This is a genomic window from Shewanella sp. 5S214 (assembly GCF_041439795.1).
GTDB lineage: Bacteria > Pseudomonadota > Gammaproteobacteria > Enterobacterales > Shewanellaceae > Shewanella > Shewanella vesiculosa.
In genome coordinates, this window is the sequence record NZ_JBGOOV010000031.1 from 39,635 (window position 1) to 62,979 (window position 23,345).

The following is a 23,345-nucleotide window of genomic DNA, read 5'->3' on the forward strand; positions in this document are numbered from 1 at the left end:
ATCAGTTATCATATTAAGTCTAATTTGATGCTTTTTTACTGGGTAACCCATCATAATGCCAAAGCCGTTAACCATCCTCGCTCTTGATACTTGCACCGAAACTTGCTCTGCTGCGTTAACCACCAATGGTAAGGTGTTTGCACTTATTGCCGATGCTCCTCGTGAACACAGCCAACGTTTATTGCCTATGGTTGATGATGTATTGGCCCAAGCCCAAGTGACATTGGCCGATGTGGACATGATTGCCTATGGCCGTGGCCCTGGTAGTTTTACCGGTATTCGTATTTGTACCAGTATGACGCAAGGTTTAGCGTTAGGCCTTGATTTACCCGTTATTGGTATTTCAACGTTAGCCGCAATGGCTCAGTTAGCAATATCACAACACAATGCCTGCCAAGTTCTATGTTGTATTGATGCCCGCATGAACGAAGTCTATTGGGGCCAATACATTGCCAAAGACGGCATAGCGACATTAGTGGGTGAAGAACACGTTAGCGTACCAGAGGCAATTGAATTAATACTCGATACCCAGCAAAGTATTAGTGTATGCGGTACCGGTTTTGAAGCTTATCCAGAGTTACTCAATATTGCGCCAAAGATGACACCATGTGCAGAAGCGACTTATCCAGATGCGAAAGCCATGTTAATTCTGGCGCAGCACGGGTACCAACATGGATTACAGACCAGTGTTGATGAACTGGCACCAGTGTACCTTCGAGATACCGTTACATGGAAAAAACTTCCTGGTCGAGAATAGCCATTAAAGGTAATTTGACATAGAGTATAAGATACAAGTATAGGTAAATGGTGTCGTTAATGGCGATAAATGCTGCATTATCAATGGCAAATAATCAATCAGGTCCAATAACCCTGAGTCAAGCTGTTGCTGGTAATCGGCCTATTACGGCGGCCATTGAGCCTATTGTTGTTAATGTCTCTGCTTCCGAGCAACAAATTCAAGGCATTGAAGCGCGCAATATGGCCATAGTTGATGATTCAACTTTGTCGGCTAAACAGCAAGCTCGGGTTGAATATGACCGTGATACTTACAGTCAACGGGGGGCTATCGCGCAATATTTATCGACACAGCATTCTGCTAAAAGAGATGAAATTCAACAAATGGTTGGTATTGATTTATATGCCTAATGTTCCGTTGTTTGCAACACCCAGTCGCAGCCGTTTTATGATTGAATTACTGCTAGCTTTCCTACTGACTCGATTTCCTTATATCTCTATCCCTTTTAAATGGTTTGAAAGCTACTTTCACGAGTTATCTCATGGTATCGCAACGTTATTGACTGGTGGCTCTGTGAGTCATATTCAATTATTTCCAAATGGCGCGGGCTTTTGTTTTAGTCAAGGTGGTAGCAGTATACTTATTGCTTACGCTGGTTATTTTGGTGCGGCGCTATGGGGATACTCAATATTTCTGATGGCAACTCAAAAGCAAACGATTAGATTTACCTTAACCTTGTTAGCCCTCACTGTGGCTGCGTCATTGCTTTTCTGGGCGCGTGATGTATTAACGATCATTATTCTTAGCGTATTAATAATACTTTTTTTGTTACCACTTAAATTAAAAAATAGTAGTCTGCTAAACACCTTACTGCGTATATTAGGCCTAATGATTATCCTTAATGCCATGGCTAGTCCTATGGTGTTATTGGGGCTAAGTGGTCAAGGCGATGCGGTGATGTTAGCTAAAATGACTTGGCTACCCGCATGGTTATGGGTGATGACATGGCTTGCATTCAGTGGGTTTATGTTATGGCTCTGTTGGCGTAAAGTTGATCGAAAAAAGGGAGTGTCAAAATGAAACGTAACATGATGTTAGGGGCCTTAATTGGCTTATCAAGTTTAGGTATGTCAACGGTAATATACGCTGCGGATAGTGTTGACGAGAAATCCGTTACTGCGCCGCAGGTCAATGCTGCGCTCGCCAAAGCTGTGGCCAGTGAGTTTCGGTCGACTAAAAATAAACTGCGCGATCAATATCGTCATCCAGCAGAAACATTAGCATTTTTTGGTGTAAAACCCGATCAGACTGTGATTGAGTTATGGCCAGGTGGGGGGTGGTATGCTGAAATTCTTGCGCCTTATTTAGCCGCTGATGGCCAATATGTTGCTGCCAATTTCGAAACAAAACCCACTGAAGATAATCGCCAAACAGCGTATTATAAATCTGCGGGGATGAAGTTTGAGCAATGGGTCAGTGAAAATAAAGCCAGTGTTGGGAATGTTCAGTTTGTTACTCTCGATCCACCGGCTAAATTGTCATTAGGTAAAGATAACTCGGCAGATTATGTATTAACGTTCCGTAATTTGCACAACTGGGCCATGAAAGGCGAGTTAGAAGGTGTGTTTAAAGCCGCCCATGATGTATTAAAGGTTGGTGGTACACTCGGCGTTGTTGAACACCGAGCCAATGTAGATATGGCTGCTGAAAGTGGTTATATGGAACAAAACCAGATGGTTGAACTTGCTAATAAATATGGTTTTAAATTAGCGGCTAGCTCTGAAATAAACGCTAATCCTAAAGATACAAAGGATTACGACAAAGGTGTGTGGACATTACCCCCAAGTTTGGCCAAGGGCGATCAAGATAAGCAAAAGTACCTTGATATTGGTGAAAGTGATCGCATGACACTTAAGTTTACCAAAACAGCAGCTCAATAATTTTTGCAAAGTGAGTCAACAATGTTGAATGTTAACGTAGAAGAAATTCAATTGCCGTTGGCTCATATTACGCTTGCTGCAAAACGTTATGGTCATGCTGACAAGCCAGTAATATTAGCTTTACATGGCTGGCTTGATAACGCTGACAGTTTTGTTCCGCTAGCGCATGCCTTTGCACAGCAAAAATTATTCGATAAATTTCAACTCGTATGTATTGATTGGCCTGGGCATGGATTATCAGATCATCGCCCGGGTCGTTATCCATTACATTGGGTTGATTATATTTATGACCTGCAAGCCGTCATCCATACACTTTCACAAGATACAGGTCCTATTATTTTATTGGGGCATTCTCTTGGCGGCATAATTGCGTCGGCTTATAATGCCTGTCTTGCTGAAAATATTCATAAACTCATATTAATTGAAGCGCTTGCCCCTTTATCTGAGTCTGCTTCTAAAGCCAAAGATCGCCTGCGTAAAGGTTTGCTGCAACAACAACGTTTTAATCGCCAAGTAACCAGAGACTCTTCGACTTATTCTTCTATGGATTTGGCGGTACAAGCCCGCCATAAACTGACCGGATTAGCCATTCCATGGTGTGAGCTTATTACTAAGCGAAATATGGCAATAACAGATGGGCAGTATCATTGGCGAAGTGACCCTAGATTAAAATTAGATTCACTTAACCGATTTAGTTTTGAGCAGGTTGATGCACTGATGAGTACCAGTAATACGTCTACTTTACTCATGGTTGGTCACGATGGATACAAACACCTAACCGCCTCAACAGAACAGGCTAATAAATGGTTTTCTAATATTGAAATCATTCAGTTAAGTGGAGATCATCACCTCCATATGGGTAATGCTTATCGCGTCGCTGAATCGATTGGAGCATTTATTCTAAATAGGCAGTAGCACTGGCTGAAATCGCTGTTATTTTTGTTTTATTTATGTGACTATAGTCGAAAATTAAAACACTTGTATGATTTAGGTCACTACGAGCATCATAATAAAGCCTGCGATAACAATATTAATGATACGTGGGCAATAAAATATTTTACCACTGACGGGGAATGCACGTCTTAGCACAGTGGGTATTATTAGGAGACACCTGTGGACCAGCCTTGGATTAATAACTTACCTGAACATGTTCCGGCCGAAATCGACCCATCTCAATTCAGTTCTTTAGTCGATATGTTTGAAGATTCAGTAGCAAAATATGCTGATCAGCCTGCGTTTATTAATATGGGCGCGACCATTACGTACCGAAAACTCGAAGAACGAAGTCGAGCATTTGCAGCCTACTTACAAAATGAATTACATTTAAAAAAAGGCGACCGTGTCGCCCTTATGATGCCAAATTTACTGCAATATCCTATTGCTCTGTTTGGTATTTTGCGCGCTGGTATGGTGGTGGTTAATGTCAATCCACTTTATACCCCACGTGAATTAAAGCATCAATTGGTTGATTCTGGCTCTAAAGCTATCGTCGTGGTGTCAAACTTTGCTAACACCTTAGAAGAGATTGTGGATCAAACACCGATTGAGTCGGTGATTATTACCAATCTTGGCGATCAACTCAGTGCTCCGAAACGCACGCTAGTTAATTTTGTGGTTAAATACATCAAAAGATTGGTACCAAAATACCATTTACCACATGCATTATCGTTTCGTGACTCGCTCTCTAAAGGTCGACGCCTACAGTACATTAAGGCCGATATTGGTGGCGAGGATTTGGCTTTTTTACAGTATACCGGTGGCACGACTGGGGTCTCTAAAGGTGCCATGTTAAGCCATAAAAACGTGGTCAGTAACGTTTTGCAGGCCAGTGGTGCTTATTCTCCAGCCCTTGATGATGGTGCAGAGTTTGTCGTGACAGCATTACCTCTGTACCATATTTTTGCCTTAACAGTGAATTGTTTACTGTTTTTACATAAAGGCAGCAAAAATTTATTGATCACCAATCCTCGTGACATTCCTGCTTTTGTTGCTGAGATGAAAAAGTACCCGTTTACTGTCTTAACCGGTGTTAATACCTTATTCAATGCTTTGGTCAATAATGAAGAATTTACTCAACTTGATTTTTCTGGTTTAAAATTGTCTATTGGCGGTGGTATGGCGGTGCAGCGTGCGGTCGCGGATAAATGGCAAAACCTTACTAAGACACGCTTACTCGAAGGTTATGGTTTGACTGAAGCTTCACCATTAGTTACATGCTGCCCATACAACCTCAGTGGGTATAATGGTTCTATTGGTTTTCCTGCACCATCGACCACGATTCAAATTAGAGATGAAGATTCAAAAGTATTAGCTCAGGGTGAAACCGGCGAGTTATTTGCTAAAGGTCCGCAAGTCATGCAGGGATATTGGCAACGTCCGGAAGAAACTGCCACTGTGATTGATAAAGATGGTTGGTTAGCGACTGGCGATATTGGCTATATGGATGAAAAAGGTTTCTTTTTCATTGTCGATCGCAAAAAAGACATGATTTTAGTGTCTGGTTTTAACGTGTTCCCAAATGAAGTGGAAGAGGTTGTCGCGTTACATCCCAAGGTTATTGAAGTCGCTGCGGTTGGCGTTCCTAATGATGCCAGCGGTGAATTAGTGAAGATTTTTGTGGTCGCAAAAGACAAGTCACTTACAGAAGAAGAGTTGATTAAGCATTGTCGTCATCATTTAACGGGATATAAAATTCCTAAACTGGTAGAATTTAGGGACGAATTACCGAAAACCAATGTGGGTAAAATTTTACGCCGACAACTTCGAGATGAAGTTAACAAAGCATAAAATGATAGCCGGCAACTGAGCCGGCTTTTTTATACTTGGCAATTCTCAGTTTATGACCATTACTCACATCCCTTTTTAGCGGAGCCTATTTTGTTAACGTTTGAATATATCAGCGATGATGCCAGTTTGTTGTCATTAGTTGAACAATACCAACACAGCGCCTTATTGGTGCTTGATACTGAGTTTGTCCGTACTCGAACCTATTATGCTAAATTAGGCCTCATCCAAGCTTATGATGGTAAAACCCTAGCATTAATTGATCCGGTTGCGATTAAAGACTTAAGCCCATTTTGGCAGCTATTAACTGACCCCAATATTGTTAAGTTAGTGCATTCATGTAGCGAAGATCTTGAGGTATTTGCTCATTATGGCGAATGCCAACCGAGTCCATTATTTGACAGCCAAATTGCGGCTAGTTTTGCGGGCCTAGGTCATGGTTTAGGTTATGCCAAACTTGTAGATGCATGCTTGCAAGTTGAAATTGATAAGGGTGAATCACGAACCGATTGGATGAATCGTCCATTGTCTGATTCACAATTGCAGTATGCTGCTAATGATGTATTTTATTTGTATAAATTATATCCTCAGTTACAACAGAAGCTTGTAGCAGAAAATCGTCTCGAATGGCTGTTTGAAGAAGGTCAGCGTATGACCGAGGGACGTTTGTCACTGCCAGAAGGTGACAGTGTTTACCTTAAAGTTAAAAATGCCTTTCAGTTATCAAGTCAGCAGTTAGCCTACTTAAAGGTATTGGCTAAGTGGCGATTGACCAAAGCTGTGAGCCGTAATCTTGCGCTTGGCTTTGTGGTCAAGGACCATGCATTAATTGCATTGGCCAAAAAGCAGCCCACAACATTGTCTGAGCTCAACAGTTTAAATGATTTAACTGATCAAGAAAAACGCATACACGGTAAAGATTTATTAGCGGTAATGGCGACTGCAGATTTAACAGATCTACCTGAAGAGGTAGATGTTGTGGCACTAAAGTCTGGTTATAAATCGGCTTTCAAAGAAGTTAAAACGATATTAACTGAGCTATGTGAGCGTGAAAACGTTGCATTAGAATTTGTTGGTTCGAAGCGCCATATTCACGAGTTTTTGCTCTGGTTGTATCACAACAAGCAAACACCAACACCACTACTCTTTGTGGGGTGGCGCGGACAATTGGTCGGTAATTTACTTGCGCAAGTTAAGTTTAATTAATTCAATAGCGTCATTAAACGAAAAAGGATACTGGCAGCAATGCCAGTATCCTTTTTGTTATATTAAGTCAGTCAATCTAAAAAGATGAGCGTTACTTAGTGTCCGGTAAGGTGACGTTAAGTTCTAGTACAGATAAGTTGTCATCATTTTGGTCTAACTGCACAGAGACTTGGTCATCTGATATTTGCACATATTTACGGATCACTTCGATGATTTCTTGTTTCATCTTTGGGAAGTAATCCGGTGCACCACGTTCTCCACGCTGATGAGCCACAATAATTTGTAATCGCTCTTTTGCCAATGACGCGGTATTGGGCTTTTTACTGCTTCTAAAATAATCAAGTATCGACATAATTAGCTCCCAAATATCCTTTTAAGGAATCCCTTTTTTTCTTCTGTAATAAATCGAATTGGTATATCGTCGCCTAATAAACGCGCAACGGTATCGCCGTAAGCCAAGCCTGCATCGCTTTCTTGGTCAATAATCACAGGTACACCTGAGTTTGACGCCTTCAATACCGACTGAGATTCAGGGATAACCCCCAGCAATTCAATAGCAAGAATATCCTGCACATCTTCAACACTGAGCATTTCACCTGTTTTAACTCTGGCCGGCGAGTAGCGAGTTAATAGTAAATATTCTTTGATAGGTTCCAAAGTCAATTCAGCTCGACGCGAGCGACTCTGCAGCATGCCCAAAATACGGTCTGAATCACGTACTGAGCTCACTTCTGGATTGGTGGTGACAATGGCAATATCGGCAAAGTAAAGTGCCATCATTGCACCTTGTTCAATACCTGCTGGTGAATCACACACAATAAAGTCGAAATCTTTGGCTAAATTTTCAAGGACTCGGCCGACGCCTTCTTTGGTCAGCGCGTCTTTATCTCGTGTTTGAGACGCGGGTAAGATAAATAATTTGTCGCAGCGTTTATCTTTAATTAACGCTTGATTCAAATTGGCTTCACCATTGATGACATTAACAAAATCGTATACGACCCTGCGCTCACAACCCATAATCAGATCAAGATTGCGTAAACCAATGTCAAAGTCGATAACGACTGTTTTGTGTCCTTTTAAAGCCAATCCGGTGGCAATTGCTGCACTGGATGTTGTTTTTCCCACACCACCTTTACCTGATGTGACAACAATAATTTGCGCCATTTATATTTATATCCTTGTGTTTGCCGATTATTGGGGCAATGTTTCAACAGTAAGGGATGCGCCCTCAAGGCGAATACAACCTCTTTGGCTTAAGTCGTATTGTTGCAAGTGTTCAGTCAACCAATACTGTCCAGCAATCGATACTAATTCTGCTTCTAACGAGTTAGCGATAATCACACTTTGATTATCTCCCGCTGCACCCGCCATGGCTTTACCACGAAGAGCACCATATATATGAATGCTACCATCAGCAATGACTTCAGCGCCATTACCAACTGCACCAAAAATGATTAAATCAGCGTTTTGTGCGTATATTTGTTGTCCAGAGCGCACATTTTGCTTAACAATTTTAGTTGCTCGTTCAGGAAGTTCTGCTTTACGCGCTTGTTTGCCAGACTTTACCACTGCAATCCCCATGTGTTTTGCTTGTTCAACTTGCTCTGGGGTGGCGTCGGTAATGCCGACAATAATAAGGTTACGGTCAATCAATAATTGTTTTAGGGCATTAAAATCAATTTGGATATGCTGAATGGCTGATAAATTTAATACCAATGGTGCGCCCAAAAAAAACTGCGGCGCTTGTGCCAGCTTGTTGTCTAATTCAGCAGCAATAATATCGAGATCGTGATGATTAATATGCAGCACTGATAATGTAAAAGACGTAGCCTTTAATTCGAGATTTTGTTTAGCCATCCCGGCGTGATTCTCCATACTTCAGCGATAAACTGATTTACAATTATTTTTTGTGTCACCATGTTATAGTGTGCTTAGTTGACTATCAAGTTTGAACCTTTGGAAATTTACACTAAAATGATATGTGCAGTATATAAAAGCGGTCGAAGAGCGGATACTTACCTTTTTGTCAAAAAACGTGATGTATTTGATGACGTTCCTGAGCCTTTAATGGCAATGTTTGGTACTCCGTCATTAATCATGATTGTCCCACTATCTAAACGAGATCACTTGGGCATCGCAGATATTAATAAAGTGAAGTCTGCATTAGTTGAACAGGGTTATTACTTACAAATACCACCACCGCCGGTTAATTTACTCGAACAGCATAAACAAGAATTAGCGCTTAAGAAATAAGCATAATCTTAAAGGAGTAATCAACACGAATATGATCCCCAGAATCATTCTAAGCGTTTTTTTTTACTTCTTTTGCTCTCATGTTGTGATGGCTGAAGACAGCCATCACAATTTTGATGACTATCTATTATTGCTACAACAAAAAGCAATCGCTGCAGGCGTTAACCAAGCTATAGCAGAACGCAATATTGCGACGATTAAGATATTTAAGAAAGCCAATCTCAACCCTTCAGTCGATCAACCTAAGACATTAGAAGACTTCATCCCACAAGCTGTACCCGAAATCACCGTCAGTACTGCAAGAGCAATGTTATTGCAGCATGAATCTAAACTCGAACAGTTGAGTAACACGTATCAAGTGCAGTCGCGTTTTTTGATGGCATTATGGGGGATGAATTCTCGTTTTGGTGAGCAGCCAGGGCGTTTCCCTGGATTATCAGTTTTAGCCTCACTTGCCTACAAAGGCGATGAAGAAGCATTTTATATTGCTGAATTTATTGCTGCACTTAAGTTAATTGAGCAAAAAAATATCAGTGAAGATGCATTGCTGAGTTCTTCATCTGGGGCGATGGGGCAGATGAAAATGATGCCGAGCCAGTTGCTAAAGTATGCTGTTGATGCTGATAAAGACGGCAGGATTGATGTTTGGAACAGTATGGATGATGCTTTTTCATCGCTGGCGAATATGTTGCATCAACAAGGTTGGCAGTCCGGTTCTACATGGGGAAGACAGGTGAAACCCACTATGGCACTCGATCCTGGTTTGCTTGGTTTAAGAGTCAATCACACATTTGTACAGTGGCAGGCTTATGGTATTAGGCGTTTTAATGGCGCAGACTTACCACAACGCAGTGACATGAATGTATTCTTAATTGCACCTGATGGATCGAAAGGGCGTTTTTATTTAGTCTACGATAACTTCCTTTTATTACATCAATTTAACCCGACTTTGCATGATACTTTGGCGATAACTTATTTGTCTGAAAAAATTAAGCAGTAAATTGCGGCCCATTGGGTGTAAAATGCAGGCAAATTTCGATAAAAGCTACATTAGATAACCAATGATGACTCAGTTTTGGACTACTACCCCCTTAGAAGACATGACCACCGAACAATGGGAATCGCTGTGTGACGGCTGCGGTAAGTGTTGTTTAAATAAAATCATCGACGATGAAACTGACGAGCTTTATTATACTAATGCTGCATGCCATCTACTGGATGACAGCAGTTGTGGTTGTCGTCGTTATCCTGAACGCTTCACCTATGTACCTGAATGTACAGCAATTACACCCGTTAATATCGCTGAGTTGACTTGGTTGCCTGATAGTTGTGCTTATCGGCGCGTATATGCTGGCAAAGGATTACCGAGTTGGCATCCGTTACTGACAGGAAATAAAGATGCCATGCATGCGGCGGGGATTTCGGTACAAGGGAAAACAGTTAACGAAACGAAAGTGAAATACTTAGAAGACTGTATTGTTTTGTGGCCTATGTTAGATGTTGAATAGTCAGCGTTGCTGTATAAGTGATTAATAATCAATGTATTAAGATATTGCATTATCGGTTAATGGAAAAGTAATGTGGTTCATATCCAATCTATAATGAATCAATTTATGGTTATGTTTGGCCACAATCTTATACAGTTTAAGCGTGTAAGATGGTTAACCCTGCTTGGCTTGATACATTGGACAAATGAGGCCATGTAACCATACTTGTCCTTATTGGTATCAGATTTGCCCTTTTCGGCTAATAAAAGCGGATTCTCGTATTACAAACAGGGTCATGTGAGTCCATTACAGGTTAATTCAATAAGGTTAGCCAGACAAAAAATGATTTGATAATCACTTCTATCCCCAACTGAGCTTATTTCTCTTTGGGTAAATAAAACTCGGCCATGATGAGTTAATCATGAGTGATTAAGTTACCCTCGTCGCTAGGTGCTTGTGTTGCTATGTGACTATGATTAACTTAACTCATGTTGCGGAGCATGCTCAGCGGAGCAATACGTAATACCCAGTGTAAAATGGCCCAAGGATAACTAGGGACAAATGCATTGGCTTTTTCTTTCTGAATAGCCTTCACCATGGCTTTACAGCCCGTTTCAGTATCAACAATAAACGGTACCGTTTTTACCTTTTGGTTAATTTCACTGCGAATAAATCCTGGATGTACACAAGTAACCTTAATCGGTGTGTTTAGTACATCGATGCGGATACCTTCAGACAATGAAGTCACGGCGGCTTTTGTGGCAGCATAAACAGTCATTGCACGTCTAAATCCACGAACAGCACTGATAGACGAAATAGTCACTAGATGCCCACTGTTTTGTTCTCGAAAAATTGTCATCGCCGCTTCACATTGGGCGATAGCGGCAATAAAGTTAGTTTGCGCAGTCTGCAAATTAGCAGCAAAAAAGCCAGTGCCTATAGATGCGCCTTTACCCATGCCTGCGTTTACAATGACTCGGTCCAGCTGTCCAAACTCTTGCTTAAATTGATTAAATACCTCAAAAACTTGTGGGTGATCATTTACATCAAGTGACTTAATTATCACCTTGATATTAGGATTAATGACGAGTAATTCTTGTTTTAATGTTTCAAGGCGGTCCATACGTCTGGCGCATAGTGCAAGGTTATGATGTTGTTTAGCAAACTCAATTGCCATGCCGCGCCCTAAACCTGAACTTGCCCCTGTTATGAGAATGTTTGTTCGTTTCATAATGTGCTCTTTTATTAATACGTTGTTTATAATAGAGATAAACAATGATCACTTACGCTGGCATCAAGCCTACATTAAGCGACGTAAATGTTTTAGCGAACCATCAAAAAGCCATGTTCATTAATGCTAAGTAAGCTTAAGCACTGTTACTTTCGCTGTAACTGAGTCAGGCAGAAACTGACTAATGATTTATTAAGACTAAATATTGGTTGATCATTTATTGATTATATTTGTATATATAGTAGGAGTTATTTTCCCGCAAGAGACGAATACCAATAGCGAGTCATGTGTTTGGTTTGAGCGATAAATTGTGCTAAGCCAGTCGTCATTCGATGGCTAAAATACTACCCAAATGCACTCTCAGTATCTGCGTTCGTAAAGTGAGAGTTTCGCCAGTGTTTATTTATCACTGTTTACCACTAAGCATTTATTTTTTTGCGATTTTTAAGTGAAAATATTGACAACTGTCCAGTAAGGCACAACAGTTACAAAACAGTAGCTTAATTCAATTGATTTTATACTATACATATTATTGCTGAGTCTGAGTTAATAATCATTTCAAACCATTTTAATTATAATGTCATGGTGCCCGTATGAACCCAACAAATATGTTTTTTCGTAAAACCACTATTTCTAACCGTTTACTCGGCATGTTGGCACTAGCCATTATCGCTACTGTGATTGTTTTCTGGTTTTCATTAACGCGAGTTGAAAGTGTGTTAATTAATGAAAAAGAAGCCAAGTTAAATGCGTTAGTCGATGTTGCAATCGCAATAACTGATAAATATTATCAAGGTGTTCAGTCTGGAAGTATGGCTGAAGATGAGGCTAAAACTTTAGCATTAGCTGCAATAGATAAACTGCGCTATTCAGGTAACGAGTATTATTTCACTATTGATATTCAAGGCACCATGATCCAGCATGCTTTTGCAAAACAGTTAGTTAATACCAAGGTATTAGCAATGCAAGATCCAAATGGGGTAAAACTGTTTCAAAAAATGATCCAAGGTACGGAACAAAAAGATGTTGCTCGGGTTGATTACATGTGGAATAAACCCCAGCAGGAAAACCCAAGTCCGAAAATGTCTGTAGTTAAGCGATTTAAACCCTGGGGCTGGATCATCGGTACAGGTATTTATGTTGATGACATTCAAGCTGATAGAAACCAATTTATAACCCAATACCTATTATTACTGACACTGGTGTGGCTGCCGGTCATCTTATTATTATTTTTTATCATTCGCAGTATTTCAGGACCAATGGTTGAGACCATTGCAGCGTTTAAGAATATTGCTAAGGGTGAGGGGGATCTAACCCTACGGTTGTCCGAAGAGGGTAATGATGAGCTCAAACAAATTGCTCATCATTTCAATACTTTTATTGAAAAAGTCCAAAAAGTGATTATCTCTGTCAGCGACTCAGTCGATGAATCAAGCCGCTTGGCGAAGAATATGTCAACGATTACACAGCAGGCTAATCAAATTTCATCCAACGTACAAGCCGAAACAACTAATGTTGCCACTGCCATTAACCAAATGTCGGTAACGGCATCTGAAGTGGCCTCTAACGCACAGTTGGCAGCCGAAAGTACCCATAATGCAGATACTGAAGCAGATAAATCCGCTGCCGTTGTCGATAATGCAATGCAAAAAATATCAGAGCTATCGACAGAATTAGCCGCGACAGAAGAGGTTGCTAAAAGCTTGCAAGTGAGTTCGAGTAAAATCGGGCAAATTCTTGATGTTATCGTTGGGATTGCCGATCAAACTAATTTACTCGCATTGAATGCGGCGATTGAAGCTGCCAGAGCCGGTGAGGCTGGCCGTGGCTTTGCCGTCGTGGCTGATGAGGTTAGAACGCTGGCAAGTCGTACCCAAGCATCAACAAGTGAGATTAATCTTATTATCGATGCCATCAGAAGTGCCATCGATAGCGTTAATTCCTCTGTTGAAAGAGCTAAAACTAAATCATCAGAAACCGTTAATGAAACTCAGCAAGTCGTTGGAGCACTTAATAACATTAAATCGTCCATTGATCAGATTTCGCAAATGAATATTCAAATTGCGGCGGCAACAGAGGAGCAAAGTACCGTTATTACAGAGCTTAATATGAATATTACCCGTATCAATGACATGTCATTAGATAACAGAACTCAAAATGAATTGATCAATAAAGGCAGTATGGATATTGAAAAAGGTGCGATCAAGTTGCATCAGCTTGTGGAGCAATTTAGAGTAAAATAATACATTGTCAATCGGGCTAATGTTTTTTAGTCCGATTGAACGTTTATATTTTACAACCAAAGCGAAAGAGGCAGAGCATCACTATTAACGTGGCAATTGCACCATAATATCGATGACATCTTGATATGAGATATTATATTTTCGAGATAGATTGATGATTTTTGTTTTATAGGTTTGGATATGTTCTTGTTTAAGCAGGTCTAATTTTTTTTGTTCAACAATTGAATTGACCGTGTCTTGCAATATTAATAAACGACGCAAACTAAAATCCAACGAATCAATATACGCTGTCATTTGTTGTTTATTACGTGCATTTTCAAGGTTTGTTGTTGTGCGTTGTTCGAAGTCTAGCTCGTCAAACGCATCCATCATTTTCTGTAAATTTAAATCGTCACTCATAAGTATGATTGTTTACGTTATTTTTCGGAAATTATATGCATTTTTATTGTATAAGTCACTCTTTAACTTGGTTTGTACAGCGCTTGATAGTCTGGACTAGCAGTACTTTTTAAAGTGAATAATATATCGTTAACAAAACTTGTTGAATTGCCTAATAATTAGTAATCTAAGATTCTGATTTTCAAGGAGGACTTATGCTAGATTTATTACCTGATCTATTCGATCATTACCCTGAGCAATTAGTTTTATTGCCTAATCCATGGCAGTCCTTTGGTGCTAAGCCGATATTTTACGGTGAAGTAGTGACGGTAAAATGCTTCGAAGATAATTCCAAAGTTAAATCTGAATTAGCCAAAAATGGTCAAGGAAAAGTATTGGTTGTGGACGGCGGCGGTTCGACTAGACGTGCGCTATTAGGTGACATGATAGCTCTCAATGCATATGACAATGGTTGGGAAGGTATCATTATTAATGGCTGTATTCGTGATGCAGGTACGATTAATACTATGCAGATCGGTGTGCAAGCATTAGGTACAAATCCGATTAAAACGGATAAAAAAGATGTTGGTGATGTCAATGTAGCTATTGAGATTGCGGGTGTCAGCATCTTTCCTGGAATGATGATCTATGCTGATTTAAATGGTGTTGCCGTCAGTAAGCAGGCATTAGATCTTACTATTTTAGCGTAAACAATCAACAGACAAGGAAGCAACAATGAAAGTAGTAAAATGGTTATTAGCAATTGTGCTAACTCTAGTAGTAGGTGTGACCGTCTACTTAACAATGTTTTTCGACCTTAATAACTTTAAACCGCAAATAGTTGATGCCGTTAAAAAACAAACCGGTCGTGATTTACAAATTACCCAAGACTTAAGCTGGAGTGTGTTTCCCTCTTTAGGCATTAAGCTCGGTGGTATAACTCTTACTAACCCAGATGGCTTTACTCCTGCATCCATGCTCAATGTGAATGAGGCTGTTGCGAATGTGGCGCTAATGCCATTATTTAGCCAACAGATTGAAGTAGATTTATTAAAGCTTGATGGTTTAACGCTGAATCTGGTTACGCAAAAAGACGGTACAACCAGTTTTGATGGATTAGTGTCAAAAAGTACGGCGGATAAACCACAAACTGCAGCAACCAATGATGCCAAACCTATGTCATTAGAGACATTGGATATAGGTGGTATTGAACTGACGAATACCAATATTAACCTCATTGATATGGCCAGCAATACGACGCAGACCTTTAATTTAAAAAGCTTCACCTTAGGTCAGTTTAGCCTGGGTCAGTTTGCTGATTTTGCTTATGAGTTTTCTGCGACATTGCCAGATATGCAGCTTGCATCATCTGGACAAGGTAAAGTCAAAATTGATCAAGCATTGAATCATGTCACTATTAATGATTTTGCTATGGTACATAACGCCAAAGGTGACAGCTTGCCGAATAAATCGGTTACCGCTGAGCTCACGACACAAATGACAATGGCACTGGATGCCAAAACTATCAATCTGCAATTGACTAGAATGTCTGCTATGGACTTGGCTGCCACCGGGGACATTAAGGTTAACTATGCTAATAGCGTTCCTAAAATTGCGATGAGTTTAGACGTGGGTGATATTGATCTTGATGCGCTGTTCCCAAAGCAAGAAGGTAATACTGAAGAGTCTGCCACAAAGACCGACACAGTATCGACTCAAGAGCCTGATCTGTCAGCACTTAAATCAGTAGATCTCACCCTAAGTTTAACGGCTAAATCAATTAAAGTCAGCAATATGCTCACGCAAAACTGGCAAATGAAAATGGCTATCAATAAAGGTATCTTGAACTTGTCGTCGCTTACCGCTGACTTATACCAAGGCAAGTTAGCACTAAGTGCAAAATTGGATGCTCGCAAGGCAGTGCCAACATATCAATTTGATAAGAAATTGATTGGTGTGCAAATTCGTCCACTTTTAACCGATGCGGCTGAAGTGGATTTAATTTCAGGTACTGCAAGCTTTGAAGTTAAAGGCAGCGGCTCGAGTTTAATTGCTGATAATCTGAAAAAGAACCTTGATGCCGTTGGTAAATTTGAAGTCGCTGATGGTTCGCTTTATGGGGTTAACATTCCACAGATGATCCGTAGTGCTCAGCAAAAATTAAAAGGCGACTTGTCTGAATCCAATAAAGAAGAGTTAAAAACTGACTTTACCAGCCTGACTGGCAGTTTCACCATGAAAGATGCCGTTGTGACTAATCCTGATTTGGCCATGGCTGCCCCCTTAATTCGTTTAGCGGGTAAAGGGACGGCAAACATCGCGTCAGAAACCTTAGATTATGCATTAACAACGAGTGTCGTTGGGTCGTTGTCAGGACAGGGTGACGCTAATGATGAGTCGCTTAAAGGTGTTGATATTCCTCTAACCATAAAAGGCACATTCCAAGAGCCTAAGTTTGGCATTGATACGAAGGCATTATTGGAAGGCAAGCTTAAAGGTGAAACCGATAAAGCTAAAGAAAAGCTAAAAGAGGGGTTATTTAAGAAGTTAGGGATTTAATTCATTCTTGTTGAGAATAAAGGCTGTCGTCGCTTATTGTGACTACAGCCTTGAATTATAACGTTAGCTACAAGGTACTTAGGTGGTGAAGTTTGCCTAGAATATCTGTTGCCACACAGATATAAGCGCCTAATAAGTTAGCATGGCTATTAATCTTAAAACATAAAAAAAGGACAAGTGCATACTTGTCCTTTTTTATAATCCAAAATCAGTACTAAGGTGAAAACTGTTATATGATAATCATCTTAGAAGCACTGTTAGTTAGCTATTGGTCATAATCAATTTTAATATTTGACCAGGTTGAATTAACTTGCTGTTTTGCAAACTATTCCATTCAATTAACTCTGCCACCGTCACTTTATATTTTACTGCTATACGCGCCAATGAATCACCTGATTGAACACGGTAGTTAACCGTTTTTTCATTATTACTGGTGCTTGCTGTCATTTCATTTGGATAAATAACTAAGTTTTTACCTATTGATAACGTTGACTGTTTTGTCAGGTTATTCCACTTCATTAATTGTGCCACTGTCACTTGTTGTGACTGAGATATTTTCCATAATGAATCACCAGACTTTACCGTATAGCTTTGCTTGTTGGGGCTAGATTTCACAACCGCTTTACGAGCGAGAACTTGGTCTGCTGTCATAGTCGCTAAATCTGGGTCTTTCGCAGCAACCGGAATAATTAAAAATCGTCCAGCAATAATGTTATTGCCTTTAATACCGTTACTGCTTCTAATTAAAGATGCCGTTGTTTCAAATTGGTCAGCAATTCGACTGATGCTGTCACCAAACTTAATTTTATAGCGAACCCAGTTAATACGAGAGTCTGGTTCTATAGTGGCTAATGCAAGTTTAAAGTTTGTTGCTTTATCACTAGGCAATATTAATTGATGCGGTCCTTGTGGTGCAGTTGCCCAACGCTTTAAACCCGGATTGAGCGCCTTTAAGTCTACTATATCAATTTGAGCTAAATCGGCTGCTAGGTTGATATCAAGTTGGCTCTCAATAGGAACAACTTCTATTTGCGGCACATTGTCGATAGGCGTTAACGTTATGCCATATTTATCGGCATGCTTAATGACATCAGCCAATGCTAATAATTGTGGGACGTAATGTGCCGTTTCTTTGGGTAACGATAACGACCAAAAATCTGTTGATTTGCCGCGAGCTTGGTTGTGCTTAATCGCATTTAAAATTCGACCTTCACCTGAATTGTATGCGCCAAGTGTATAAAGCCAATTTTGATCCATTTTAGGATAAAGGTACTGAATTAAGTCTAATGCACCTTTAGTTGACGAGGCCACATCGCGGCGACCGTCGTACCACCAGTTAGTTTTTACCCCAAAAGACGTTGCAGTTGGCGCGGTTAATTGCCAAAGGCCTGAGGCATGGCCGCTGGAATAGGCTAGTGGATCAAAACCACTTTCAACTATCGGTAATAAGGCCAGTTCAATTGGCAAATGACGCTTTTCGAGTTGATCGACAATATAATACAAAAATGGGCTAGCGCGTTGAGTGATAATTTCTAAATGCTTGGGATTATCGATGTACCACTGTCGATAGCGAGCAACTAATTCGTTGTCTGTTATCGGTAGTGTCATTTCATTACCGATCCGCAGCCATAGATTATTGACTTCGGAAACTTGTACTTCTATCTCATCTAGTGTTACTGCCGACGACTTTTTGCTTTTAGCGTTAATGGCGACAGTCTGTTGATCTATATCTGTTTGCGGGCTAGTACTTTGAAGGGTCTGACACCCTGTTATTGCCAGTATGCTACCAGCAATAATAAATAAGTTTGCTTTCATTTGAAGATACACTTCCTCAAGTTCTCAGGGCGTTAAAATAAAGGCTCGAACATACCAAGTGCCTATGAGACTCTGTTGGTCATGCTTTAGTTCAGTTTGGCATTGTAGATTAAATTATTTAGCTTGTCTTATTAAAGTGTTTTCATGTTACTTTAGAATTGGTTTTTCCATTCTCTTATTAAAGTAAATGATTGAATCTCATTAATATTGTCGACCCCACTCTTAGCGGATATTGCGACTTGGGTCTCATTTAAATGGCAGCGAAGGAACGGATTTATGGCTTTTTCTGTCGCGATAGAACTCGGAATGGTCGGTTTGTTTTGTGAGCGTAATTGATCCACTTTTTTGGCATAATCAATTAATTGTAAATTTTTTGGCGTGACATGTAAGGCAAAATCCAGATTGGACCGGGTATATTCATGAGCACAAAAAACCAGAGTTTTATCAGGTAAATTGGCTAACATAGTTAACGAATGCAACATTTGCTCAGGCGTTCCTTCGAATAAACGTCCACACCCGCCACTGAATAGGGTGTCGCCACAAAATAATTTATCGTCAATATAATAAGCAATGTGACCTAAAGTATGCCCTGGAACGGCCATGACTTGAGTTAGTCCTAAATGTGGAATTTCGATACTCATCGTTGTCTCTAGGGTCAACGGCTGGGTTAATCCATCAATGCGCTCGTTACTGGGTCCATAAACAGTCAAGTTATCATTGAAGTGTTGTTGCAGTTTTTCGATACCGCCAGTGTGATCACTATGATGATGAGTAATCAATATGCCAATGAGGTTTAGATCGGTAGTGGCTAAATAATCGATAACAGTTTGACCACAACCTGGATCAACCACATAAGCATTAAGGCTGTTTGTTTGATGGATTAACCAAATGTAGTTGTCATTAAAAGCTGCAATGGTATGAACGTTAAGCATAATCTGACTCGAGTGATGATTGACTATCTGTTAGGGTAACGGATATCGTTTAATAACTTCAAGTAAAGACAGATCGAAGTTTCAATTATGCTTAGCTGAAAATTAAATACCTTATGGTAGATTGAATCTAATCAATACAGCATTTTTGCACAATAAACCTTGGCGGGCTTCATGTTAAAACCCCTTATTTGGCAAGATTTACCTTTTGGTGAGTTATTGCAAACCGAGATAGAAGCTAAATTGGCTCCTTGGTGGCCCCGTATATTTGGTTATCATTTACTCAAGGTTGGGGCGTTAAGTGGTCAGGTAAATAGTTTATCTTGCAGTATTACTCGGCATTTTTCTGTTTATGACGCTACAAATGCCAGTATTCAGGCTGACCCACACCATTTACCCATACAGCAAAGTGCTATTGACACAGTATTAAGTTGTTTTTTACTCGAGTTCGAGTCAGATCCCTATCAAATTTTACGTGAGTTTGACCGGGTTCTCATTAGCAGTGGTTATATATTCATTGTCGGTTTTAACCCTGTCAGTCCTGCTTTTATTGGTAAGATTTTGCCAAAGTATCAAACTCAATTGCCTTGGAGTGGGCAGTTTTTTATGCCATCTAGAGTGAAAGATTGGCTTGGGTTATTGGGCTATCAAGTCTTAGCGGATGAGCGTTTAATGTATCATTCGTTGTTAGGACAAGGTGCGGATAACCGTGGCCATCAAGCTAAAAAAAGCCCGCAAACTCCATTGTGGCAAAAAAGTATTGCTAACTGGTTACCTAGCACGGGCAGTGTCTATTTAATCGTGGCTCGAAAAATGACCACTCCGCTAACACCCATTAAAGATAAATCCAAAATAAAAGCGCCTACCTGGTCGCCGGCGCCAACGGCAGGTCGTTCAGGATTAACAAATACCCAAGTTGTTGAAAAAGCGTTGATAAAGCCCAAAAATTCCTAAGTATATGCAAATAATGAGCTTGACTCTTATTCGGGCTGATATCCAATATCAGTTTGTTGAGGTTTAGCTTCTGCGGCTTTTCGGGCTAACACGTCACAACGTTCATTTTCAATATGGCCCGCATGGCCTTTTACCCAGCGCCAGTCAATTTTGTGTAATTGACTTACTGCGTCTAAACGTTTCCATAAATCTACATTTTTAACTGGTTGCTTAGTTGAAGTTATCCAGCCCTTTTTTTTCCAGCTATGGATCCACGTCATAATACCCTGGCGCATGTACTGACTGTCGCTGGTTAAAATGATATTACAGGGCTCATGTAAGGCTTCTAATGCGATAATTGGAGCCAAAAGCTCCATCCGATTATTGGTCGTTAATGAAAATCCGTCAGCCATTTCGTGCTGCTGATGTTTATATTTCATTACCACGCCATAACCACCCGGCCCTGGGTTTCCTAAGCAAGAACCATCAGTAAAGATATACAGCTGTTTGAGTTCGGCCATCAAGTTGTTACCATAGCTAAATATTCGCGCCAGTATACTCAATTTATACAAAGGCGAGGGCTGAATGAGTAAAAAATATGAACATTATTTCTAGTGCAAGTCGTCAAGTTATTCTCGATACCGAAACCACAGGTATGAACCAAGCTGGTGGCCCTATTTATGTGGGACATCGCATAATTGAAATTGGTTGTGTTGAGGTGATTAATCGCCGTTTAACCGGCAGGACTTATCATCAATATATTAATCCTGGTCAAGCCATCGATGAAGAAGCAATTCAAGTGCATGGCATTACCAATGATCGTGTTGCCAATGAGCCACGATTTCACCAAATCGCCAAAGATTTTATTGATTTTATTGATGGTGCTGAAATTGTCGCTCATAACGCTAACTTCGATGTTAGCTTTATGGATCATGAGTTTTCCAAACTCAATCCAGTTGGTCCCAAAACCAAAGATATTTGCAGTATTTTAGACAGTTTAGCCATTGCCAAAAGGTTACATCCTGGCCAAAAAAATAACCTAGATGCACTGTGTCGACGTTATGGCATCGACAATGGACGTCGCACCTATCATGGGGCGTTACTTGATGCTGAAATTCTCGCTGATGTTTATTTAATCATGACCGGTGGACAAATTAAGTTTAATTTGTCTAATGAAAAAGCGGGTCAAGAGGGCGGCGGGATAAAAAATATCGATCCTGCAGCGTTTAATCTTAAAGTCGTTGGCGCGTCAGCCGATGAATTACTATTACACGAACAACGACTTGATCTCATTGAGAAGTCAGGTAAATGTCTCTGGAGAGGGTAAACCAACTTTTATGAGTGCCATTCGTGCCGGTTATCTAGCGATTTCTTATTTATTTTTGCTAAGTATCATCTTGGTTTGGCAATCTACTGCCCAAGCTTCAGTGGTAGCTGCATCGCAAGCTGCAGAATTAAAAAATCGTTTTCGCATTGATCATATGGTTGATCATCTCACATTAGTGATCCAACGGAGCTATGGTTCAGCCCCCGTTGTGGTGATTTTACCCGATGGCAGTAAATGGTATTCAAATCGTCATCCACAAACCGTCAAGTGGGTCGACGGTATTGCTGCCGACATGATTTATATTGAGAAGCCGATGCCTGGTCCTTGGCAGTTATTAGGCAGTGTGGTGGAAGGATCGACCATTCAAAAAATTTCTGCACTAGATATTGCAGTGGAACCTTTGCCTCAGCCTCTTTATCAGGGCGAACGCTTGAAGGTGACGGCAAGGCTGTTAGGTGATGATTTAACCATGAGAATGCCGGGTTTAGACTATATGGTGGAATGGACCGCTCGTTTTACCAGTCAACACCTTGCTACTGACGATAATTTTGCTACTGGTACTGTTATTGTTGGCGAATATAAAGACAATGGTGAATTGTTTGATGAAGTTCCAGACGATGGCATCTTTACTGGCAGCCAAAATTTGCAACAACCCGCGGGTCATTATGTGCTTAATGTCACTGCGCGAAATAATGTGTTTGAGCGCGAATATACAATGCCTTTTGAGCTTTCAGCACAACCAATACAGGTTAAAATGGTGCCTAATAGCGACCCATTAAAAGAGATATGGCAGATCCAATTAGCGGTTGATGAATCAGTGGTGATACTGGCACAAACACATTTTGAATTTGAGTTAGTTGGTCCTGCCGGTTTATCGCTGCCTTTAACCGTTCAAACCGTGACCAGTGCAAATCAAATTCTCTTTTTACCTAAAGTGACCGAATATGGCAGTTATCGTGTTCAAGGGCATGCGTTCTCCACGACTGTCGATGGTCGTGAAATTGTCCTGAATTTACCTGAAATGTTTTTTAATTTGATTGAGCCTCCAGCTCCGGCTCCATCGGTTGAAGAACTGGCTGAAAAAGCGGCTATTCAAGCTGAATTTGAAGAGCAAGAGGCTAAAGATAATGCAATGTTCTGGATTATTACCATCAACGGAATACTGTTTTTGTTCGGTGTTGTGGGCTTAGTGATATGGCGTAAAAAGCAGACTCTTGCCAAAGCGATGGCTGCAGCAGAAGAAAGGCTAAAGCAAAATCCTGAAAGTAATCAAAATTCCCAAGAGGGTCTGCTTGAAAGTGTTGATTTAGACGATATTGACCTGACTATGCCTGATGATAAAAACTAATATTTTGAGTGTTTTTTAGTCACAAAATGCGCAATTGAGCAAATTTTGACTAATTGAGCTAAAACAATTAAAAAACAGTTGACGATTAATTATCACAACTTTATTATTCATCGCACTTGTGTGGAGCGGTAGTTCAGTTGGTTAGAATACCGGCCTGTCACGCCGGGGGTCGCGGG

At 40.4% G+C, this 23,345-nt stretch carries 24 protein-coding genes; 16 read left to right on the forward strand and 8 right to left on the reverse strand.

The genetic code is table 11. From position 1 onward, the window contains the following. Nucleotides 1–55 precede the first annotated feature (55 nt). The 7 genes from tsaB (at nucleotide 56) to rnd (ending at nucleotide 6,666) form a co-directional block, all read left to right on the forward strand. A complete protein-coding gene (gene tsaB / locus ACED29_RS17830; protein WP_371698272.1) occupies nucleotides 56–757 on the forward strand; it encodes a tRNA (adenosine(37)-N6)-threonylcarbamoyltransferase complex dimerization subunit type 1 TsaB in 702 nt (233 codons plus the stop codon). Between the two features lie 59 nt (nucleotides 758–816). Beyond that, nucleotides 817–1,146 carry a hypothetical protein gene (locus ACED29_RS17835; protein WP_124018144.1) on the forward strand — a complete coding sequence of 110 codons (330 nt, stop codon included), beginning with the start codon at nucleotides 817–819 and terminating at the stop codon, nucleotides 1,144–1,146. After that, nucleotides 1,139–1,816, forward strand: coding sequence for a M50 family metallopeptidase (locus ACED29_RS17840; protein WP_371698274.1), 678 nt, complete (start codon nucleotides 1,139–1,141; stop codon nucleotides 1,814–1,816). Before ACED29_RS17835 ends, ACED29_RS17840 begins: the two co-directional genes overlap by 8 nt. Further along, nucleotides 1,813–2,676 carry a class I SAM-dependent methyltransferase gene (locus ACED29_RS17845; protein ID WP_124018146.1) on the forward strand — a complete coding sequence of 288 codons (864 nt, stop codon included), beginning with the start codon at nucleotides 1,813–1,815 and terminating at the stop codon, nucleotides 2,674–2,676. The genes ACED29_RS17840 and ACED29_RS17845 overlap by 4 nt, the downstream gene beginning before the upstream one ends. 21 nt (nucleotides 2,677–2,697) lie before the next feature. Then, nucleotides 2,698–3,591, forward strand: coding sequence for an alpha/beta fold hydrolase (locus ACED29_RS17850; protein WP_182756129.1), 894 nt, complete (start codon nucleotides 2,698–2,700; stop codon nucleotides 3,589–3,591). Nucleotides 3,592–3,789: 198 nt separating this feature from the next. After that, nucleotides 3,790–5,463, forward strand: coding sequence for a long-chain-fatty-acid--CoA ligase FadD (gene fadD / locus ACED29_RS17855; RefSeq protein ID WP_182698541.1), 1,674 nt, complete (start codon nucleotides 3,790–3,792; stop codon nucleotides 5,461–5,463). 90 nt (nucleotides 5,464–5,553) lie between these two features. After that, nucleotides 5,554–6,666: a ribonuclease D gene (gene rnd / locus ACED29_RS17860; protein ID WP_124018149.1), complete on the forward strand. Its 1,113-nt coding sequence runs from the start codon at nucleotides 5,554–5,556 to the stop codon at nucleotides 6,664–6,666. A gap of 91 nt (nucleotides 6,667–6,757) precedes the next feature. Here rnd and minE read toward each other — a convergent pair whose 3' ends face one another. The 3 genes from minE to minC are packed head-to-tail and all read right to left on the reverse strand — an operon-like array spanning nucleotide 6,758 to nucleotide 8,523. Further along, nucleotides 6,758–7,018 carry a cell division topological specificity factor MinE gene (gene minE / locus ACED29_RS17865; protein WP_124018150.1) on the reverse strand — a complete coding sequence of 87 codons (261 nt, stop codon included), beginning with the start codon at nucleotides 7,016–7,018 and terminating at the stop codon, nucleotides 6,758–6,760. Nucleotides 7,019–7,020: 2 nt separating this feature from the next. Further along, the gene (gene minD, locus ACED29_RS17870; protein ID WP_124018151.1) at nucleotides 7,021–7,830 is read right to left on the reverse strand and encodes a septum site-determining protein MinD; all 810 of its coding nucleotides are present in this window, start codon (nucleotides 7,828–7,830) and stop codon (nucleotides 7,021–7,023) included. A gap of 27 nt (nucleotides 7,831–7,857) precedes the next feature. Then, nucleotides 7,858–8,523: a septum site-determining protein MinC gene (gene minC / locus ACED29_RS17875; protein WP_182723661.1), complete on the reverse strand. Its 666-nt coding sequence runs from the start codon at nucleotides 8,521–8,523 to the stop codon at nucleotides 7,858–7,860. 117 nt (nucleotides 8,524–8,640) lie between these two features. On the opposite strand from minC, the gene ACED29_RS17880 reads away from it, so the two are divergent. The 3 genes from ACED29_RS17880 to ACED29_RS17890 all read left to right on the forward strand — a co-directional run bounded on the left by ACED29_RS17880 (nucleotide 8,641) and on the right by ACED29_RS17890 (nucleotide 10,427). Then, complete coding sequence (locus ACED29_RS17880) at nucleotides 8,641–8,919, forward strand: YcgL domain-containing protein (RefSeq protein WP_124018153.1); 279 nt, start codon at nucleotides 8,641–8,643, stop codon at nucleotides 8,917–8,919. 31 nt (nucleotides 8,920–8,950) lie between these two features. Further along, the gene (locus ACED29_RS17885) at nucleotides 8,951–9,919 is read left to right on the forward strand and encodes a lytic transglycosylase domain-containing protein (RefSeq protein ID WP_371698276.1); all 969 of its coding nucleotides are present in this window, start codon (nucleotides 8,951–8,953) and stop codon (nucleotides 9,917–9,919) included. Between the two features lie 61 nt (nucleotides 9,920–9,980). Then, the gene (locus tag ACED29_RS17890) at nucleotides 9,981–10,427 is read left to right on the forward strand and encodes a YcgN family cysteine cluster protein (RefSeq protein WP_124018155.1); all 447 of its coding nucleotides are present in this window, start codon (nucleotides 9,981–9,983) and stop codon (nucleotides 10,425–10,427) included. A 460-nt stretch (nucleotides 10,428–10,887) separates the two neighbouring features. On the opposite strand, the gene ACED29_RS17895 is transcribed toward ACED29_RS17890, so the two are convergent. After that, nucleotides 10,888–11,637, reverse strand: coding sequence for an SDR family oxidoreductase (locus ACED29_RS17895; protein WP_182698545.1), 750 nt, complete (start codon nucleotides 11,635–11,637; stop codon nucleotides 10,888–10,890). A 593-nt stretch (nucleotides 11,638–12,230) separates the two neighbouring features. Between ACED29_RS17895 and ACED29_RS17900 the strand changes: the two genes are divergently transcribed. After that, nucleotides 12,231–13,880 (forward strand): methyl-accepting chemotaxis protein, encoded by a 1,650-nt coding sequence (locus tag ACED29_RS17900; protein ID WP_182756139.1) that lies wholly within the window; start codon nucleotides 12,231–12,233, stop codon nucleotides 13,878–13,880. Nucleotides 13,881–13,964: 84 nt separating this feature from the next. Here ACED29_RS17900 and ACED29_RS17905 read toward each other — a convergent pair whose 3' ends face one another. Beyond that, nucleotides 13,965–14,279 (reverse strand): hypothetical protein, encoded by a 315-nt coding sequence (locus ACED29_RS17905; protein WP_124018158.1) that lies wholly within the window; start codon nucleotides 14,277–14,279, stop codon nucleotides 13,965–13,967. Nucleotides 14,280–14,473: 194 nt separating this feature from the next. Between ACED29_RS17905 and ACED29_RS17910 the strand changes: the two genes are divergently transcribed. Together ACED29_RS17910 and ACED29_RS17915 are read left to right on the forward strand one after the other, a co-directional pair. Next, nucleotides 14,474–14,968: a putative 4-hydroxy-4-methyl-2-oxoglutarate aldolase gene (locus ACED29_RS17910; RefSeq protein WP_124018159.1), complete on the forward strand. Its 495-nt coding sequence runs from the start codon at nucleotides 14,474–14,476 to the stop codon at nucleotides 14,966–14,968. Between the two features lie 25 nt (nucleotides 14,969–14,993). Continuing rightward, on the forward strand, nucleotides 14,994–16,817 hold the full coding sequence (locus tag ACED29_RS17915) for an AsmA family protein (protein WP_371698279.1): 1,824 nt from the start codon (nucleotides 14,994–14,996) through the stop codon (nucleotides 16,815–16,817). A 261-nt stretch (nucleotides 16,818–17,078) separates the two neighbouring features. On the opposite strand, the gene ACED29_RS17920 is transcribed toward ACED29_RS17915, so the two are convergent. Both ACED29_RS17920 and gloB read right to left on the reverse strand, forming a co-directional pair. Continuing rightward, nucleotides 17,079–18,632 carry a LysM peptidoglycan-binding domain-containing protein gene (locus tag ACED29_RS17920; RefSeq protein ID WP_124018161.1) on the reverse strand — a complete coding sequence of 518 codons (1,554 nt, stop codon included), beginning with the start codon at nucleotides 18,630–18,632 and terminating at the stop codon, nucleotides 17,079–17,081. A 152-nt stretch (nucleotides 18,633–18,784) separates the two neighbouring features. Further along, nucleotides 18,785–19,564 carry a hydroxyacylglutathione hydrolase gene (gloB, locus tag ACED29_RS17925; RefSeq protein ID WP_124018162.1) on the reverse strand — a complete coding sequence of 260 codons (780 nt, stop codon included), beginning with the start codon at nucleotides 19,562–19,564 and terminating at the stop codon, nucleotides 18,785–18,787. Nucleotides 19,565–19,735: 171 nt separating this feature from the next. Between gloB and ACED29_RS17930 the strand changes: the two genes are divergently transcribed. Beyond that, nucleotides 19,736–20,515 carry a class I SAM-dependent methyltransferase gene (locus ACED29_RS17930; RefSeq protein ID WP_371698281.1) on the forward strand — a complete coding sequence of 260 codons (780 nt, stop codon included), beginning with the start codon at nucleotides 19,736–19,738 and terminating at the stop codon, nucleotides 20,513–20,515. 26 nt (nucleotides 20,516–20,541) lie between these two features. Here the strand turns inward: ACED29_RS17930 and rnhA are convergent, their stop codons facing one another. After that, a complete protein-coding gene (rnhA, locus tag ACED29_RS17935; RefSeq protein WP_182698551.1) occupies nucleotides 20,542–21,015 on the reverse strand; it encodes a ribonuclease HI in 474 nt (157 codons plus the stop codon). A gap of 77 nt (nucleotides 21,016–21,092) precedes the next feature. On the opposite strand from rnhA, the gene dnaQ reads away from it, so the two are divergent. Further along, complete coding sequence (gene dnaQ / locus ACED29_RS17940; protein WP_124018165.1) at nucleotides 21,093–21,821, forward strand: DNA polymerase III subunit epsilon; 729 nt, start codon at nucleotides 21,093–21,095, stop codon at nucleotides 21,819–21,821. A 10-nt stretch (nucleotides 21,822–21,831) separates the two neighbouring features. Further along, nucleotides 21,832–23,169, forward strand: a complete 1,338-nt coding sequence (locus tag ACED29_RS17945) for a TIGR03503 family protein (protein ID WP_182723666.1) — start codon at nucleotides 21,832–21,834, stop codon at nucleotides 23,167–23,169. The last annotated feature ends 176 nt before the right edge of the window (nucleotides 23,170–23,345 follow it).

Coding starts and splice junctions, on each gene's coding strand:
- ACED29_RS17880 (WP_124018153.1), top strand. CDS start 8,641: ATGATATGTGCAGTATATAAAAGCGGTCGAAGAGCGGATACTTACCTT.
- ACED29_RS17835 (WP_124018144.1), top strand. CDS start 817: ATGGCGATAAATGCTGCATTATCAATGGCAAATAATCAATCAGGTCCA.
- dnaQ (WP_124018165.1), top strand. CDS start 21,093: ATGAACATTATTTCTAGTGCAAGTCGTCAAGTTATTCTCGATACCGAA.
- minD (WP_124018151.1), bottom strand. CDS start 7,830: ATGGCGCAAATTATTGTTGTCACATCAGGTAAAGGTGGTGTGGGAAAA.
- tsaB (WP_371698272.1), top strand. CDS start 56: ATGCCAAAGCCGTTAACCATCCTCGCTCTTGATACTTGCACCGAAACT.
- ACED29_RS17945 (WP_182723666.1), top strand. CDS start 21,832: ATGAGTGCCATTCGTGCCGGTTATCTAGCGATTTCTTATTTATTTTTG.
- minE (WP_124018150.1), bottom strand. CDS start 7,018: ATGTCGATACTTGATTATTTTAGAAGCAGTAAAAAGCCCAATACCGCG.
- ACED29_RS17885 (WP_371698276.1), top strand. CDS start 8,951: ATGATCCCCAGAATCATTCTAAGCGTTTTTTTTTACTTCTTTTGCTCT.
- gloB (WP_124018162.1), bottom strand. CDS start 19,564: ATGCTTAACGTTCATACCATTGCAGCTTTTAATGACAACTACATTTGG.
- ACED29_RS17845 (WP_124018146.1), top strand. CDS start 1,813: ATGAAACGTAACATGATGTTAGGGGCCTTAATTGGCTTATCAAGTTTA.
- ACED29_RS17905 (WP_124018158.1), bottom strand. CDS start 14,279: ATGAGTGACGATTTAAATTTACAGAAAATGATGGATGCGTTTGACGAG.
- ACED29_RS17895 (WP_182698545.1), bottom strand. CDS start 11,637: ATGAAACGAACAAACATTCTCATAACAGGGGCAAGTTCAGGTTTAGGG.
- ACED29_RS17900 (WP_182756139.1), top strand. CDS start 12,231: ATGAACCCAACAAATATGTTTTTTCGTAAAACCACTATTTCTAACCGT.
- ACED29_RS17850 (WP_182756129.1), top strand. CDS start 2,698: ATGTTGAATGTTAACGTAGAAGAAATTCAATTGCCGTTGGCTCATATT.
- ACED29_RS17910 (WP_124018159.1), top strand. CDS start 14,474: ATGCTAGATTTATTACCTGATCTATTCGATCATTACCCTGAGCAATTA.
- ACED29_RS17920 (WP_124018161.1), bottom strand. CDS start 18,632: ATGAAAGCAAACTTATTTATTATTGCTGGTAGCATACTGGCAATAACA.
- rnhA (WP_182698551.1), bottom strand. CDS start 21,015: ATGGCCGAACTCAAACAGCTGTATATCTTTACTGATGGTTCTTGCTTA.
- ACED29_RS17915 (WP_371698279.1), top strand. CDS start 14,994: ATGAAAGTAGTAAAATGGTTATTAGCAATTGTGCTAACTCTAGTAGTA.
- ACED29_RS17840 (WP_371698274.1), top strand. CDS start 1,139: ATGCCTAATGTTCCGTTGTTTGCAACACCCAGTCGCAGCCGTTTTATG.
- ACED29_RS17930 (WP_371698281.1), top strand. CDS start 19,736: ATGTTAAAACCCCTTATTTGGCAAGATTTACCTTTTGGTGAGTTATTG.
- ACED29_RS17890 (WP_124018155.1), top strand. CDS start 9,981: ATGATGACTCAGTTTTGGACTACTACCCCCTTAGAAGACATGACCACC.
- minC (WP_182723661.1), bottom strand. CDS start 8,523: ATGGCTAAACAAAATCTCGAATTAAAGGCTACGTCTTTTACATTATCA.